Raw genomic sequence first — 16,363 nt, forward strand, 5'->3', positions numbered from 1 at the left:
TTTGCAGCACCTACATTTTTCCTCGCTGGAACATTTTGCTAAATCGATGCCAGATTATCGTCCTATACAAAGAATCCGGCAAGGAGCCTGCCGGATTTCAAGCTGTATTTAAAAATCCGGCAAACAGTCGTGTCATGCTTGCCGAATTCTGCACCTCATCAAAAAATACGGCAACAAACCGTGTCAAGTGTGCCGGATTACGATGAAGTAAGGGAAATCCGGCAAAAACATGAGCAAGGCCTCAACTGATATAGAATTTTTCTCAATGAAAACCTTCTCAACGAAAAAGCCGCCGCACAAGCGACAGCTTTTTCCTTTCGGGTTTATCCCATAATATATAAATTTTAATTAAAGCGGCTTCACTTCCGTCTCCAGCTTGATGTCAAGCTTGGCGGCGTAGTCGATGTACTTGTCGCATTCCTCGTATGTCAGCATGTCAGATGACAAAAGTCCCGTCTGGTCGTAATCGTCGTTTACGAACATCTTGGTGAACAGCGAACCGCACTGCCCCGTCAGATACTGCTCTCCTGTAAGCCCTGCCTTCTCGAAGCTCTCCACGCAGCCCGGCGCATACAGATACGTCTCTACCATCACCTTCTTGCCGTCCTTCGTTCCCGTGGCCTCCACCACGAAGGCTCCTTCGTCTCTCACCAGTCCCTCGTCCAGTATCTCCTTTATCTCATCGTGATACTTAGGCGCAGGCGGCAGATGGGACACTATCACATCGAACGGTATGAACGTATGTCCTTTGTATGTCTCCTCCTCCCTCGACAGCAGTCCCGCCCTGTACAGCGGCGTAGAGAATTCTATTCCCACTCCTCCGTACTTGAAGTTGATGTTCTTGGCTCCCTTGAAATGGGTATCCTTGTTCAGTCCCATGTACACCGTCTCGTCGTGGGCGTGCTCCACCAGGGTCACTTCCCTCTCGCAGCCCTTGAAGTGCCTCTTCACCGGCAGCGAGTGAGGCTCTGTCTCAACAAGCACTCCGTCCTTCAACGCGAAGGTCGGGTCCGTCATGTCGGAAAGTGCCGTGAACGGCGACCACCAGAACGGCAGGAACCTCCTGGCCTCCACTCCCTCGTATACCATCATCAGGATATCGTCGCACGTATCCAGATATCTCATGCTGCTCTTTGTTGCCACGCACATCATTCCCGGTGCCGAACCGGTGCCTATGATGGCCAGCTTTCCTATCTCGGCAAACTTCTTGCCATAGTCGTTATACATTATCTCGACGCACTTTGGCCACCACGGATCCAGCACGTCGGTAGCCGCAAAATCCTGATAGTTGGCCTTCACGGCGAGGGCTGCGTCCAGCACCTTAGGCGCGAATCTGATAGGCAGGGCATTGACTATCAGGTCGACTCCTTCAGCTGCCTTGATGATGCTGTCCACATCGTCGGCATCAACGTATGTACCCTTTGCCTTCTTCAGTATCTTCACCAGCTCGTCTACTGCCTTGTGGTCTGCGTCGGCACAGATTATCTCATCCACGTTAGGCTCTTCGTCCATCCTCTGCGCTACTGTCGAACCCTGCGCTCCCGTTCCAAGTACCAGTATTTTCTTTCCCATTGTCAAAACATCTCCTTTTTATCCTTTTTGATTCTTAAAATATGATCGTCTTATCAGGCCTCCGCTTTGTTAGTTTACTTAATTTTATCATTATTCAGATTTTTTTCAATAATACAATAGTATCATCTGCGCTTTCTTCTCCATCGCCGCACTCATCCCATCTGTTTTTCCTTCAAACCACACTTCAGTATCAGACAAATTAGTTACTTCAATACAGCAAAATCATGCTATGATTCAGGTGTATAATATTAATGAAAGGAGTGAAATTGTGGATGACAGTTTAACGTCACAAAATCTTGATCTAAAACAACGACAACTTAAATCGGAGAACAAAATTCTGAGAATTTCTTTTGTAGGCAGCACGCTGTTCCTTTTATCGGAATGTCTTGCAGCTTTCTTCACCCACTCACAGGCGGTATTGATGGACTGTGTGTATGATCTGGTGGATCTGGCAATGTTAGGACCTTTCATGATACTGGTCCCAAAATTGTATAAACCTGTCACGGAACGATGGCCATATGGTTTTGCACAGATAGAGTCGCTTTTTATCATAATAAAATGCGGACTCCTGCTTTTCCTTGACATACAGCTTCTGACAGACAGCGTAGCTCTCATACTTGACGGAGGACACATAGTAAACGCCGGAGCGGTGGCAGCATTTGAGCTTTTTGTTTCCGTATCCTGCGTTGCGATGTATCTGGTATTGAGGAATATGAACAGACACTTTTCCTCACCTACGGTCAACGCTGAGCTGTATATATGGAAACTGGATGCCTACAGCACGGGAGGCGTGGGTCTGGCGTTCCTTATACAGCTGATCCTTCAGTTTACGCCGCTGTCCTTCGTGGTCCCTTATATAGACCCAGCCATAGCCATATTCATGGCGCTGATACTGGCAAGGGAGCCGATCACGATGATATGGGACGCAATCAAGAGCCTCATCCTCGCCGCACCTGGTAAGGATGTCATGGAACAGATACGCTCAAAAGCGGAAGATATCCTCAAAGGCTACGATCTGTACATCGATTTTCTCGACGTAGTCAAGACGGGAAGAAAGATATGGGTAGACGTGTATATCACACAGAAAGACGATATGCTCAGTATCAGCTCTCTGAAGCTGGCTCACGATGAGATCGTCGCCAGACTGAAACCTGAATATCAGGATGTATTCGTCGAGCTGATTCCTGAAATCGAACCCGACAAGCTTCCGGGCTGATGACGATATGAACATGAAAAAAGTGGATGGCCAATGCCTCCACTTTTTTCATTACCCTTATTACTGCTCATCCAGCACATGCCCTTTTACAAGAGAGTCTGCCATATATTTCCCTCCCAGGACCCATATCAGGTCTCCGGGCTGTATTATGGTCTCCACATTAGGCTTTATGATGGTCAGATCGCCGCGTTCGATGCCTATTATCGTGCCCCGGTACTTCTGCCGCATCCTGGAATTCTTTATGGACTTCCTGCTGAATTCCGATTTCCCGTCGATCTTGATAGGACAACATATCAGCTGCTTCTCCGGCTCAATGCCATAGAATGTCTGGCCATATATGTAATCCTTGAGTATCATATCGTCTCTGTCAGTGTATTCTATCCACTCATCCTCCTCCAACAGCATGGTACAGGCGTCTATCTCAGCCTGAGTCCCGAGCATATGGAGTATGTCTCCCTCCAGTACCGGCTCGTCAGCCGTAGGAAGATTTATATAAGTATCATCTCTGATTATCTTTATTATGGTGACTCTGAAAGACCTGTGATTAGTGAAGTCGAGTATGGTCTTGTTTTCCACGGCGCTGGTCACCTGGAATTCCGCGACGAACAACTCCTCATTGAGCCAGTGATAGTCGCCCTTCTGTCCTCTCTCCTTTTTCTGCCTGGCCAGGGTCCTCTCAGAAAAATTGCTCATGAAATGCATTTCCATATTTATGGTCATGCCTCTTATGTACTCGGATCTCAGTACCATTACCACATACACCAGCGCTATCAGGAACACTATCACGAACGGCACGCTGAAAATCTTTCTCAGCACCAGCGCCACGAAACCTCCCGCTATGAGTATCCTGGCCGCCCTCAGAGTAAGAAGAGGCAGCCTGTTGGAGCGCTGTTTAAGCCACAGCTTTGAGAACAGCACATCGTTCTTGCCATGCATCATATTGATGAACGGCACCATGACAGCGCATATGACAACGGCTGTGGCGATATCGCACAGGATCTCCGACGATATGTATCTGGACGCTATCTCCCACAATTGATTTGTCCCAAGCCAGTAGATTATGTACAATACTATGGAACACAGCACTGTCCGGAACAGAACCCGCTTCATATAATCGAACCAGTCCTCATCTCTGTCCTTGTTGCTCCTGCTCTCCGACGTATTCCGCTTTATGAACACCCACAACCCATCAGGCATCTTATCGTCCACGAACTTATATACCTTTTCCGAGTTCTTGATGAACACAGGCGTCGTAAAGGTAGTGATGACCGACACACACACGACCACCGGATACAGGAAGTCGCTGATGACTCCCAGACTCGTTCCCAAAGTCGCTATGATAAAAGAGAATTCTCCGATCTGCACCATGCTCAACCCGCCTCTGATAGCTGTATTGAGAGATTGGCCGGAAAGGAGTATCCCAATGGTAGCGAAGGTCATCTGTCCAAGTATGGTCACCATCGTGATTATCAGTATCGGAACGACGTATTCCGCCAGCAGCTCCGGCTCTATCATCATCCCTACCGAGACGAAGAATATGGCTCCAAACAGATCCTTTATCGGCTTGATGAGCCGCTCTATATATCCGGCCCGCACCGTTCCCGCCAGAATAGAACCTGCCATGAACGCCCCCAGCGCCTCGGAAAATCCTATGAAATTAGCTATCACTACCATACCCAGACAGATAGCCACCGATACTATCACCATCATCTCCTCGTTCATCAGCTTCGATGCTTTTTTGAGAAGAGTCGGTATCAGATAAATACCCAGAAGAAGCCATATGACCAGATACATCAGCATCATGCCTATCTCACCGAACATGGCTCCACCTGATACGTTCTGACTCACCGAGATGGTGGAAAGTATAATCATCATGAAAATACCTACGATATCTTCTATTATCAGTGTGCTTAAGATAAGCTGAGCGAATTTCTTCTCCTTCAGGCCGTCTTCCTCATATGCCTTCAGGATTATCATGGTCGACGACATGGAAAGCATGCAGCCCAGGAAGATGCAGTCCATCTTTCCCCAGCCCAGAAGGCTTCCCACGCCTGTACCTATCAATACCATGGCGCCCATGACAGTAAGAGCGACGATAAACGCGCTGCCTCCCACCGTTGCCAGCTTTTTGAAGCTGAATTCCAGGCCAAGTCCGAACATCAGGAATACGACGCCTATATTGGCCCAGACATGTATATCCGCAGACTCCACCACTGTGGGCAGATATGTGAAGTTCGGGCTTATGAGAAAGCCTGCCACGATATATCCCAGCACTATAGGAAGCTTCAGCTTTTTAAAAATAAGAGTGACAACACCTGCCGCTATTGTGATCAATGCCAAATCGGAAATCAAATAATCAAGATGCAAATATCTTCTCCTTTCTACTATCTACGCAATATCCTCTTCCTCCTTTTCAAAAATAACAAAAAATTCAGAACCTTTTCCGACACAACTCTCCACCCTGAGAACAGCGCCCAGCAGAACAGCTATATGTTTGACTATAGATAGACCTAATCCCGTGCCGCCCGCCTTCTTCGATCTCGACTTATCCACACGGTAGAACCGTTCGAAGAGTCTTTCATGATGCTCCGGAGCGATACCTATCCCCTCGTCCTTCACACTGATGACCTTACGCTCTCCATCGACATACGCCTTTACCCAGATGCGTTTTCCTTCATCCGAATATTTTATGGCGTTTTCTATGAGATTCATCATCATCTGACAAAATCTGTCCTCAGACCCGCTTATGACCATCTCTGCGTCCAGCTGTGCCAGCACGGTTATCTCCTTGCTGTCGGCTATAGGCTTGAGAGCCTGTATCGTGCTTTCCACAGCTTTTTTGACGTTGAACTTCCCGCATCCGAAAGAGCGCTTGTTTTCTATATCAGAGAGGACCAGCAGGTCGTTTATGAGACGTTTGAGCCTGGATGTCTCAATGGCTATGATATCTATGAACTTGGTCCTTATTTCAGGATCCTCGGCAGCTCCCTCCTGAAGAGTTTCTATGAAACCGGAAATAGAGGTGAGGGGGGTCTTCAGCTCATGGCTCACATTAGCTACGAATTCCTTTCTTATGGCCTCTGCCTTCCTGCTCTCCTCTATGGCTTTTTCCATCTCAGATAATTTCTCGGAGTAGGGCTTTATTATCAGGAAATATCCCTGTATGCTGATGGCAGCTATCACTGCGACAAACGCCACCGCCATCAGCAGCACTCCGCTTTCCGACCGTTCCCAGAACCCCTCTCCCTGGACGACGCCGACCCGCGGGTAAACATAGAATCTCCAGATGAGATATATGGCCAGCAGATTCAGGACCACAGCCTCCGCTATCAGCGCGATACATCTGTTTCTCATCTGACTTTATAGCCCTTTCCTCTTATGGTCTCGATATACTTTTCCTCGTTATCTCCGTCGGAAAGCTTCTGTCTCAGATGTCTTATATGTACATCCACCGTCCTCGTCTCTCCGGCGTAATCTATACCCCAGACATTATTCAAAAGCTGATCTCTCGTGAAGACATGTCCCCGATTCTCTACCAAATACTTGAGCAGCTCGAATTCTCTGAGGGTAAGGTCTACGATCCTGTCTCCCACCTTGACTTCGTGGCATTCCACATTCATAGAAAGGTCTCCTACCGATATGATAGTATCATGTCCGCTGCTTGATGTGACTTCATATCTCCGAAGCACTGCCTTTATCCTCGCCATCAGCTCACGTATGCCAAATGGTTTCGATATGTAATCATCAGCGCCGTACTCCAGTCCCGTCACCTTGTCCAGCTCATCAGTCTTGGCTGTTATCATGATAATTGGCGTATTGTCGCCTTCTTCCCTCAGCTCCTTGCATATCTCGTACCCAGTCTTTCCGGGAAGCATTATGTCAAGCAATATGAGATCCGGCCTTTCACGCTGGACCATGGTTATCCCCATGACCCCGTCTTCCGCAGCGATGCCGTCATATCCGTTGGTCTTTAAATTATAAAGTATGAGCTCTCTTATGTTGGGCTCATCCTCTATAATAAGTATTTTTTTCATATCTGATCTTCTCCTGGATGTCATTAAAGGCCCCTTTACATATCTTATTTTAACACAATTCTGTAAATTACTCAACGCTATGATTTTCTATGATGACATTGGCTATATTATCGCAGTAATCGCCTATTTTCTCTATATCATGTATGACATCTGTGTAAATCACTGTAAATTCCGGTGAACACTTTTTCTGGGTGAGACGTACCATGTGACGCTGACGAAGCTCTCCCTCCATGATATTCATTTCCGTCTCCATCTCCCTGACGCCCCCGGCCTTTTCCGGATCACCGTTTTCCAGCGCGTCTATACTGTCCCCTGTCATCTTCTTTGCCAGATTGAAACAGCTGTATATTTCAGCATATGCTTCCTCGGAAAATTCATATGATTTCTTTATCTTTGAATCGGCAAACTCGGCTATATTCTTACAGTGATCACCGATGTGCTCGATATCCGCCGCCACATGCATCAGACCCGATATCGCGGTGCCCTGCTCTCCCGTATTGGTATCATTGGCCACCATGGCGGAAAGGTAATTGAGGATCTTGCCGTGGAGCTCGTCCACCGTCTCCTCTGTCGCCATGACTTCCCTGACTGCGACGCTGTCGTTCCCTATGAAAGCTTTCTGCGCCGAAACTATCATTCCGAGAGCCATCCTCCCCAGCCTTGCCAGCTCCTTCGTCGCCAGATGTATAGCTACGAACGGCTGCTCCAGCACGTTATAATCCAGATATGCAGGTTCCGACGGAAGTCTGTCCACTTCTTTTCCCGGAACGATCTTCGTCACTACCTTCACCAGGATCGGTATGATAGGGATGAACCAGATGGTATTGAAGAGATTAAAGCAGAGATGAGCGTTAGCTATCTGTCTGGAGATCACCTCCACCTCCGGTCCTTTAGGAGATATGAACTGTATGAATTCGGCGTAATAAGGAATGAACCAGATAAACAGCAGTGTTCCCGTAAGATTGAAGATCACGTGAGCGGCCGCTGTCCTCTTGGCCGCGATAGAACCTCCTATGGATGCCAGCACCGCCGTGATCGTCGTCCCGATATTGTCTCCAAACAGTATCGGCAGCGCTCCTTGCAGCCCTATGATGCTGGATATGCCGTCAGGCCCTGCCGTCGACGCCAGATTCTGAAGCACAGCGATAGTCGCCGAACTGCTCTGCACGATCACAGTCATACACATCCCGAGAGCTACTCCCAGCACAGGGATATCCTGGACCTGCATCATCAACTCCAGGAAAACTTGAGATCCCGCCAGCGGTTCCATGGTATCTCCCATGATATTTATCCCCACGAAGAGGACTCCGAATCCAAATACAGTCTGTCCCAGATACGAGACAAACTCTCTCTTCTTGAAGAAAAAATACATGATGAATCCTACGGCTACGAAAGCCCATGCATAATCTCCTATACTGAACGCGATCAACTGAGCCGTGATCGTCGTCCCGATGTTGGCCCCCAACACTATGCTGATCGCCTGCGGGAGTTTCATCAGCTTGGCGCTGACAAAGCCTATGACCATTACCGTAGTCGCGCTGCTGCTCTGCAACACAGCCGTTACCAGAGCTCCGGCAAGGACTCCTAAAACCGGGTTTCTGGTAAGCATGGCCAATATGGTCCTCATCTTGTCACCCGCCGCTTTCTGCAGGCCATCGCTCATGAAATTCATCCCGAATATGAACAGAGCCAGTCCTCCTACCAACGTCATGATCATCTGTACTGCTTCGACATTCATCTTCCTCTCTCCTTTTCGTCCATTGCTTCATCTTCCGTCTGCCATCTTTCCTTCCGTCATTGCTCCCTCTATATCCGCTGTCTGCTGTTTCAGCCGCGACGACGATTTGCTCTTATGATGACTTTTTTGCCAGACAACATCTCACTTTATATATACTATATTTACTCAATGTAAACAAAAAGCCATCAAATGTTAAACGAATATTAAGTTTATGTTAAGGCACATAGGCTCATCATTTTCCCATTTCCCTTGCATTTAGTGAATCTGCGCCTGTTTTCCCTCAGCATGCCGCGCATTTCATCATCCAAAGTGTTAATTTTATGTTAATTATATCTCAATAATACCCAAAAACAACCAGCTATCCGCCTTTTTCTTCATTTGTATGGTATCATTACAAAGGAGGTGTAAAATGCTGAATGGTATAATGAGCGTCCTGGTAATATTCATGATAATGGCCGTAGGAGCCTATTTCACCTGGAGAAAAAAATGGCCGGAAAGCACCAATAAAGTCTTTTCTATCGCTGTAGTCCAGATAGCGGCCCCGGCCCTTGCCATCGTCAGCATCGAGAATCACTTTACCCCGCAGCTGCTGCAGGCCTCACTCATGAACCTGCTGGTCATCGCCGGAAGCGTACTGCTGATGCATTTTATCGGCAAGCTTCTGGCCGGATTGATGAAGCTGCCACGAAAAAAGAAGGCGGTCTTTGAGACCACCTTTACATTGAATAATACGATGTTCATAGGGCTGCCTATAATCTCCATCGTCTTCGGAAGTGAGGGGCTGCCTTATCTCTTCACCTTTTATCTGGTCTCCATCGTGACTTTCTGGAGTCTGGGAGCCTATACTCTGTCCCGCGCCTCAGACAATGCCGGCAGCTCCTTTTCCGTGAAAAACATCCTCAGCCCCGGTCTCATCGGCGTTCTCATCGGCTGTACGCTGGCAGGCACCGGTTTCCACCTGCCTATGATATTGGAAACCTCGCTGACATATCTGAGCGATATCTGCGTACCGCTCTCCCTGCTGGTCATCGGCTCCAACCTGGCCTCCTCCTTTTCCGGAGGTTTCCCCAGGATCACTGTCGACATGATCATGATAATGGCAGGGAAATTCATCATACATCCTCTCATTATCTGGGGAGCCTTTACTCTCTTTGGCGTTAACGGGCTACCCCTCGATGTCTTCATCATGATGGCAGCTCTTCCATGCCATGCTCAGACAGCTATCATGGCGGAATATTACGGTTTGGAAGCTCAATACGCATCAAATCTTGTAAGCCTTTCCACCATTATAAGCCTCGTGACGATACCTGTCTACGCCACCATATTGCTGTGACAGGAAGCCGTTTAAAAAATCCGGCAGACGATATGCCGGATCTTTTATATGGTTTTATCGATTTTATCGAACAGTGAGCGGGGCAAGGCTATACAGGCAAGCCTCCCCCGCGCAAAAACATCCTCCACTTAAAGCGGTTTCACTTCCGTCTCCAGCTTGATGTCAAGCTTGGCAGCGTAGTCGATGTACTTGTCGCATTCCTCGTATGTCAGCATATCAGATGATAAAAGTCCCGTCTGGTCGTAATCATCGTTTACGAACATCTTGGTGAACAGCGAACCGCACTGCCCCGTCAGGTACTGCTCTCCTGTAAGCCCTGCCTTCTCAAAGCTCTCCACGCAGCCCGGCGCATACAGATACGTCTCTACCATCACCTTCTTGCCGTCCTTCGTTCCCGTGGCCTCAACTACGAAGGCTCCTTCGTCTCTCACCAGTCCCTCGTCCAGTATCTCCTTTATCTCATCGTGATACTTAGGCGCAGGCGGCAGATGGGACACTATCACATCGAACGGTATGAACGTATGTCCTTTGTATGTCTCCTCTTCCCTCGACAGCAGTCCCGCCCTGTACAGCGGCGTAGAGAATTCTATTCCCACTCCTCCGTACTTGAAGTTGATGTTCTTCAAACAATTCTGGCACTGCACCCCTACAGAACACAGGCAGAAATATGCCCGCTATATGGAGCAAGAGCCTCACGCAGTCTGCCTGCTCGCAGATGAATCCCTCCAATTGACAGAAGACGCCATCACCGCCTGGCACCTGGAGAAGACTTTCAGGTGATAGTTTATATTGCCGATATCTACTGTAAAGTTCTGTTATCTATCTGCCGATACTGAAGCCTTATGTCGCAAAATACTTTTCACGCAACAGCCCGACGTTTCCATGACGAACGAAGTCACGACATCAAGCCTCAAAATCCCGGAATATCGCGAAGCTCTATTCCAACACCCTTCCACGATATTTTAAAATGATTTTCAACAGATTTACCGGGCAGATTATCGCGAAATGTCGCGCAGCACGCTCCCAGGATAGTTTTCACCCCATACAGCAAGAAAAACTATCCTGAACAGCGCCGAGAACATATCTGGCGATAATCGACCTGAAAAAGAAAGTCAAAAACTGCTTACAATATCGTGAACACTACATTTTAGAGCTGTCCAGGATAATCTTCCTCCTCCCCGCTGCCGTTGCCGCGCCGCCGCCACAAAAAAGCGAGAACACTACAGCCCTCATTCGCAGGAATACAAAAAAAACGCCGCACCAACGATGAAAAGTCGATGCGACGCCTGCATGACGCTTGCAGCGCTTGTTTGATTTACTGCCGGTCTGCTGCTACTCCATCTCCCTCAGCAGGTTCACCATCTCGATGGCGCCCTCGGCGCAGTCGGAGCCTTTGTTGCCGGCCTTCGTTCCTGCCCGCTCGATGGCCTGCTCGATGTTCTCCGTCGTCAGCACGCCGAACATTACAGGAACGCCCGTATCGAGGGAAACGTGAGCGATGCCTTTGGACACTTCATTGCAAACGTAATCATAGTGAGTCGTGCTTCCTCTTATTACAGCTCCCAGGCAGATGACGGCATCGTACCTGCCGCACTTGGCCATCTTGGAAGCGGCCAGCGGTATCTCGAACGCTCCCGGCACCCATGCGATGTCTATGTCATCCTCGCTTACATCGTGCCGCTTCAGCGTGTCCAGCGCTCCTGACAGCAGCTTCGACGTGATAAACTCGTTGAATCTGGCGGCGACGATGCCCACCTTTATCTTCTTTGAAACCAGTTTTCCTTCGTATACTTTCATTTCCTTCCTCCTTGCTCACCCGTCAGAGCCGGGCGTCAGCTTAACTTTATCAGTATCCAACATCAGTATCCAGTACCAGTGATCCAGTATCAGTAATCCAGTATATGCCCCATCCTCTTCTGCTTCGTCTTCAGATAGAACAAGTCGTTCTCGGTGGCCTCCATCTGTATAGGCACCCGTTCGATTATCTCCATGCCGTAATCGGCCAGCTGATAGACCTTGTCAGGGTTGTTTGTCAGAAGCCGCAGCTCTCTGGCTCCCAGATCCCGCAGTATCTGAGCCCCGATGAAATATTCCCGCATGTCTCCCGGAAATCCCAGAGCCAGGTTGGCGTCCAGCGTATCCATACCTCTGTCCTGCAGCTCATAGGCTTTCAGCTTATTGATGAGCCCGATGCCCCGGCCTTCCTGTCTCATGTAGAGCACTATGCCGCGCCCTTCCTTTTCTACCTGCATCATGGCCGCGGCCAGCTGCTGACCGCAGTCGCACCGCAACGATCCGAATGCGTCACCTGTCAGGCATTCGGAGTGGACTCTGCACAGCAGACTTTTGCCATCTCCGATCTCACCCTTCACCAGGGCAACGTGGTGCTCCCCGTTGAGTTTGTTGACATAGCCGTAGGCCATGAAGTTGCCGTATTTGGTAGGCATCTTGACGACAGCTTCCCTTTCCACCAGCTTCTCGTGCTTCTTGCGATAATCCTGGAGCATCTTGATAGTGATGAACTTCATCCCGTACTGCTCCGCCAGCTGAAACAGCTCGCTCTTTCTCATCATGGTACCGTCATCCTTCATGATCTCGCAGCAGAGACCGCACTCCTTGAGGCCTGCCAGCCTAAGCAGATCCACGGTAGCTTCCGTATGTCCATTTCTCTCCAGCACACCGTTTTTCTTGGCCTTTAGTGGGAACATATGCCCCGGCCTTCTGAAATCCTGAGGCTTCGCATCATCGTCGACGCAGGCTCTGGCAGTGAATCCCCGCTCCTCAGCCGATATGCCGGTAGTGGTGTCCACGTGGTCGATGGAAACAGTGAAGGCTGTCTCGTGGTTGTCGGTGTTCTCGCTGACCATCTGCGGTATTTGCAGCTTCCGGCAGAATTCCTCGCTCATAGGCATGCAGATGAGCCCCTTGGCCACGCTGGCCATCAGGTTCACGTTTTCCGTCGTGGCGAACTGGGCCGCGCATATCATATCGCCTTCGTTTTCCCTGTCCTCGTCGTCGGTGACCAGGATGATCTTTCCCGCCCGAAGATCCTCCAGTGCCTCCTCTATCGTATTGAATCTATTCATAAATATACCTCCTTCTGTTGATTATCCATTGATTGTTATCCTCCGCATCAAAATCCGTTTTCCGCCAGGAACGCTTCTGTTATCCTTTCGGAAGTCCTTGTGGCCCCTGTCCCGTTCTCCACTTTTTCACCGAAGCTCATCAGCCTTTCCACGTATTTACCGATGATATCATTTTCCAGGTTCACCACATCTCCCGGCTTTTTTATGGAAAGAATCGTGTTATCCGACGTATGGGGTATTATGGAAACCCGGAACGCGTCTTCGGCTACGCCGGCTACCGTAAGGCTGATGCCGTCTATGGCTATGGAGCCTTTCTCCACGATGTACTTCATTATCTCCCCGGGAGCCTTCACCGTATACCATACGGCGTTGTCGTCTTTCTCTACAGATGCTATGGTGCCGGTCCCGTCTATGTGGCCCGACACGATATGTCCTCCGAACCGCCCGTCGGCCTTCATGGCCCGCTCCAGATTCACAGCGCTGCCGTTTTTCAAAGCTCCCAGCGATGACCTGTTCAGAGTCTCATGCATCACGTCGGCCATGAATGCGTAAGATGTAAAGTCCGTCACTGTCAGGCATACGCCGTTAACGGCAATGCTGTCTCCCAGCTTTACGTCTTCCAACACCTTTCGGGCCTCTATGGTCAACACTGCCGAAGCCCTTCCTCTCTTTATCTCTTTTATCCTGCCTGTCTCTTCCACTATTCCCGTGAACACGTTTCCAACACCTCGCTTTCCAGTAAGATATCCTTTCCCAGCACCGTCACCTCGGGCTCTGAGAGCATGACGGCTTCCGACGGCATGTCGAACCCCCTGCCGCCCACAGGTGACGGGGCGTCCTTTCCGCCCAGTATCTTAGGAGCGACATATGCCTGTACCCTGTTTACGATACCGGCTGACAGAGCCGACCAGTTAAGCGCCGCGCCGCCTTCCAGCAGCACGCTGTCTATCTTCATCTCCCCCAGCCTTTCCATCAGACATCCCAGATCCGTGTGGCCATCTTTGAGCGGTACGGTGATTATCTCGCATCCGGCTTCTTCCAGCCTCTGCCGCTCAGCAACCCTCTCTGCGGCAGCTTCTTCTGATGTCGCTATCATCGTCCTCACATCGCCGGCCGTTTTCACTATCTGAGATCCGGAAGGGATCCTCAGACTGGTATCACATATTATCCTTACCGGATCCCTGACTCCCCGTATCCTGCAGGTCAGCAGCGGATCGTCCGCAAGCACCGTTCCCACTCCTGTCATGATCGCCGTATATCTGTTCCTGTCGCGATGTACATTTTCCCTGGCCGCTTCTCCTGTTATCCATTTGGATGCTCCCGTATGAGCGGCTATCTTTCCATCGGCCGTCATGGCGTATTTCAGCACTACATAAGGCGTCCCGTTAGTTATGAAGTAGAAAAAGGGTCTGTTGAATGAATCGCATTCATCTTTGAGAAAGCCTTCTGTCACCTCGATACCGTGCTCCCGCAGCATCGCCACGCCTTTTCCGGCCACCAGAGGGTTGGGATCCGCAGAGCCTATGATGACTTTTCTTATCCCTGCCTCTATTATCGCTTCCGTACACGGCGGTTGTTTTCCGTGATGGCAGCACGGTTCCAGCGTCACATACATGTCAGCTCCTTCAGCCGGGCGCCTTGCTCCCGTTTCAGCTCCCGCCCTTTTCATGCAGTCCCCGAGGGCCTCTCTCTCCGCATGAAGGCTCCCATACCTCTTATGGTATCCCTGTCCGATGATACGACCGTCCTTTACTATGACAGCTCCTACCATAGGATTGGGAGAGACCCATCCGCAGCCCTTTTGGGCCAGCTCTATCGCCAACCGCATGTATTTTTCATCTGTCATCGTCTTTTCTCCTCCAAAATATGATCATCTCACATCAAAAAACCCTGAAGATTTTCTTCAGGGCAATACATACAGACAGTACCGTCTTTCCTGTACCAAAAAGGCGGTCACGCCGTCAAATCATAAAAGCTCTGAAACAAAAAGTTTCAGAGCTTGTGATCGCGAAAACACGCGCATAGAATGCGCTTTTCGATCTTCTCCCATCCAGACTATACTGTCGGTTTTGGAATCTCACCAAATCCTGACTTGGACAACTGCCAAGTCCTGTGCTGACGCACTCGCGGACTATACCGCCGATCGGGAATTTCACCCTGCCCTGAAGATCTTTATTAAGTTGCTGTAATTATATTATGCTTCTTTCGTCCGTTTGTCAATAGGTGTTTGCTCATATCCCATCATCTTTTCCGTTAACAGCTTGATACCTTCTCCAAATCTGCCATCCAGGAATATCCTCTTCACTTCTCCACGCTGCAGGAACGAACTGCTCCTTTCTATACGCACGACCGCCTTCATCATCGCACCCAGCTCTTCCTGACTGCCTGTATCAGCCGCCTTATCGGTAACCATGTTTTCGGTCTTTATCATCCTCTCCGTCACATCCTCACCACAGCGGCATATCAGATGCTGCAGGTACTGCTCTTCCCTGGCGCGGCCACTATCCGGCCCCGAAACGAAGCATATCTTCTCCGCCATGTCTATACAGGCTATCTCGCCATCCGACAAGCCGGTTCCCAGATCCATCACTATCACATCATATCCTCCACTGTCTATGACCGATGCGATAAACGCTTCCATCTCTCCGGCGGAAAGCTCCTTTAGCGGATTCCTTCCTCCCGTAGGAGCGAAAGCTTCCAGTCCAAAATCATCCTTTACGATGTAGCTGTCCATATCCGGAAGCTGTCTCTCACTGCTTTTCCCGGAACGGAGAGTCGCTGTCTCATTTTTGAAAAGATAATAGAGATACATGCCCACGCCCTTTATTCCCGGTGGACATATCATGAAATCCCCCGTCGATTCCGCCTCCTCAAATGAAATGTACAATACCCGCTTCCCTGCAAAGCGGCACAATTCCTGAGCTGCCGCCATAGCCAGCACAGTACATCCACAGCCTCCGCTGCAGGACGCGAATGCCAGCAGGCTTGTCTGTCGGCGGCATATATTTACGGATCTTTTCTCCGCCAAGGATCCATAGATCTCCATCAGAGCCGCGACTATGACCTGTGCCTGACTGTATTTGTAAATGCAGAATTTTTTCTCTCCGGGATTCCTTACCGCCATAGAAGGCTTCTCTGACAGCAGTACGATCTTCCCTCCATAAACCTGCTCCGCTTCCTGTCCATCCCACAATATCATGTCGGCGGAATCCAGCACAGCGACCTCTCCTGCCTCTCTGACCTTCTCGAAAAATTCTTCTTTTTCCGCCAATCGGATCAGCACCCGGCTGCAAAGGTACAGTATCGCTCTGCTTAGCGCCCTGCCATATTCTTTGTCATCTGTTACAATAAGCAATGATATATTTTCCATAGACCATGTCCTTT

13 protein-coding genes and 1 riboswitch are annotated in these 16,363 nt (G+C 49.5%); of the genes, 2 read left to right on the forward strand and 11 right to left on the reverse strand.

Annotated elements, in window-relative coordinates; all coding sequences use genetic code 11:
• Positions 1–348: 348 nt before the first annotated feature.
• Entirely contained in the window at positions 349–1,572 is a 1,224-nt protein-coding gene (locus ACQY69_RS03895; RefSeq protein ID WP_428258785.1) for a saccharopine dehydrogenase family protein, read from the reverse strand.
• A 229-nt stretch (positions 1,573–1,801) separates the two neighbouring features.
• Here ACQY69_RS03895 and ACQY69_RS03900 point away from each other — a divergent pair, with 229 nt between their 5' ends.
• A complete protein-coding gene (locus tag ACQY69_RS03900; protein ID WP_428258787.1) occupies positions 1,802–2,788 on the forward strand; it encodes a cation transporter in 987 nt (328 codons plus the stop codon).
• 60 nt (positions 2,789–2,848) lie between these two features.
• Here the strand turns inward: ACQY69_RS03900 and ACQY69_RS03905 are convergent, their stop codons facing one another.
• From ACQY69_RS03905 to ACQY69_RS03920, 4 genes are all read right to left on the reverse strand, one after another.
• Entirely contained in the window at positions 2,849–5,155 is a 2,307-nt protein-coding gene (locus ACQY69_RS03905; protein ID WP_428258789.1) for a cation:proton antiporter, read from the reverse strand.
• Positions 5,156–5,176: 21 nt separating this feature from the next.
• Positions 5,177–6,142, reverse strand: coding sequence for a sensor histidine kinase (locus ACQY69_RS03910; RefSeq protein WP_428258791.1), 966 nt, complete (start codon positions 6,140–6,142; stop codon positions 5,177–5,179).
• Positions 6,139–6,822 carry a response regulator transcription factor gene (locus ACQY69_RS03915; protein WP_428258793.1) on the reverse strand — a complete coding sequence of 228 codons (684 nt, stop codon included), beginning with the start codon at positions 6,820–6,822 and terminating at the stop codon, positions 6,139–6,141. Before ACQY69_RS03915 ends, ACQY69_RS03910 begins: the two co-directional genes overlap by 4 nt.
• A 67-nt stretch (positions 6,823–6,889) precedes the next feature.
• Positions 6,890–8,560: a Na/Pi cotransporter family protein gene (locus tag ACQY69_RS03920; protein ID WP_428258795.1), complete on the reverse strand. Its 1,671-nt coding sequence runs from the start codon at positions 8,558–8,560 to the stop codon at positions 6,890–6,892.
• A 409-nt stretch (positions 8,561–8,969) separates the two neighbouring features.
• Between ACQY69_RS03920 and ACQY69_RS03925 the strand changes: the two genes are divergently transcribed.
• The gene (locus ACQY69_RS03925) at positions 8,970–9,893 is read left to right on the forward strand and encodes an AEC family transporter (RefSeq protein ID WP_428258797.1); all 924 of its coding nucleotides are present in this window, start codon (positions 8,970–8,972) and stop codon (positions 9,891–9,893) included.
• A gap of 128 nt (positions 9,894–10,021) precedes the next feature.
• Here ACQY69_RS03925 and ACQY69_RS03930 read toward each other — a convergent pair whose 3' ends face one another.
• From ACQY69_RS03930 to ACQY69_RS03955, 6 genes are all read right to left on the reverse strand, one after another.
• Positions 10,022–10,519 (reverse strand): hypothetical protein, encoded by a 498-nt coding sequence (locus tag ACQY69_RS03930; protein ID WP_428258799.1) that lies wholly within the window; start codon positions 10,517–10,519, stop codon positions 10,022–10,024.
• 706 nt (positions 10,520–11,225) lie between these two features.
• Positions 11,226–11,690, reverse strand: coding sequence for a 6,7-dimethyl-8-ribityllumazine synthase (ribH, locus tag ACQY69_RS03935; protein WP_428258801.1), 465 nt, complete (start codon positions 11,688–11,690; stop codon positions 11,226–11,228).
• Between the two features lie 89 nt (positions 11,691–11,779).
• The gene (locus tag ACQY69_RS03940; protein ID WP_428258803.1) at positions 11,780–12,979 is read right to left on the reverse strand and encodes a bifunctional 3,4-dihydroxy-2-butanone-4-phosphate synthase/GTP cyclohydrolase II; all 1,200 of its coding nucleotides are present in this window, start codon (positions 12,977–12,979) and stop codon (positions 11,780–11,782) included.
• Positions 12,980–13,026: 47 nt separating this feature from the next.
• Positions 13,027–13,695, reverse strand: a complete 669-nt coding sequence (ribE, locus tag ACQY69_RS03945) for a riboflavin synthase (protein WP_428258805.1) — start codon at positions 13,693–13,695, stop codon at positions 13,027–13,029.
• Positions 13,680–14,825 (reverse strand): bifunctional diaminohydroxyphosphoribosylaminopyrimidine deaminase/5-amino-6-(5-phosphoribosylamino)uracil reductase RibD, encoded by a 1,146-nt coding sequence (gene ribD, locus ACQY69_RS03950; RefSeq protein ID WP_428258807.1) that lies wholly within the window; start codon positions 14,823–14,825, stop codon positions 13,680–13,682. The genes ribE and ribD overlap by 16 nt, the downstream gene beginning before the upstream one ends.
• A gap of 188 nt (positions 14,826–15,013) precedes the next feature.
• Positions 15,014–15,153: riboswitch (FMN riboswitch) on the reverse strand.
• Positions 15,154–15,173: 20 nt separating this feature from the next.
• Positions 15,174–16,349 carry a hypothetical protein gene (locus tag ACQY69_RS03955; RefSeq protein ID WP_428258808.1) on the reverse strand — a complete coding sequence of 392 codons (1,176 nt, stop codon included), beginning with the start codon at positions 16,347–16,349 and terminating at the stop codon, positions 15,174–15,176.
• Between the last annotated feature and the right edge of the window lie 14 nt (positions 16,350–16,363).

The organism is Gallibacter sp. Marseille-QA0791 (assembly GCF_965119705.1).
Classification (GTDB): domain Bacteria; phylum Bacillota; class Clostridia; order Peptostreptococcales; family Anaerovoracaceae; genus Lentihominibacter; species Lentihominibacter excrementipullorum.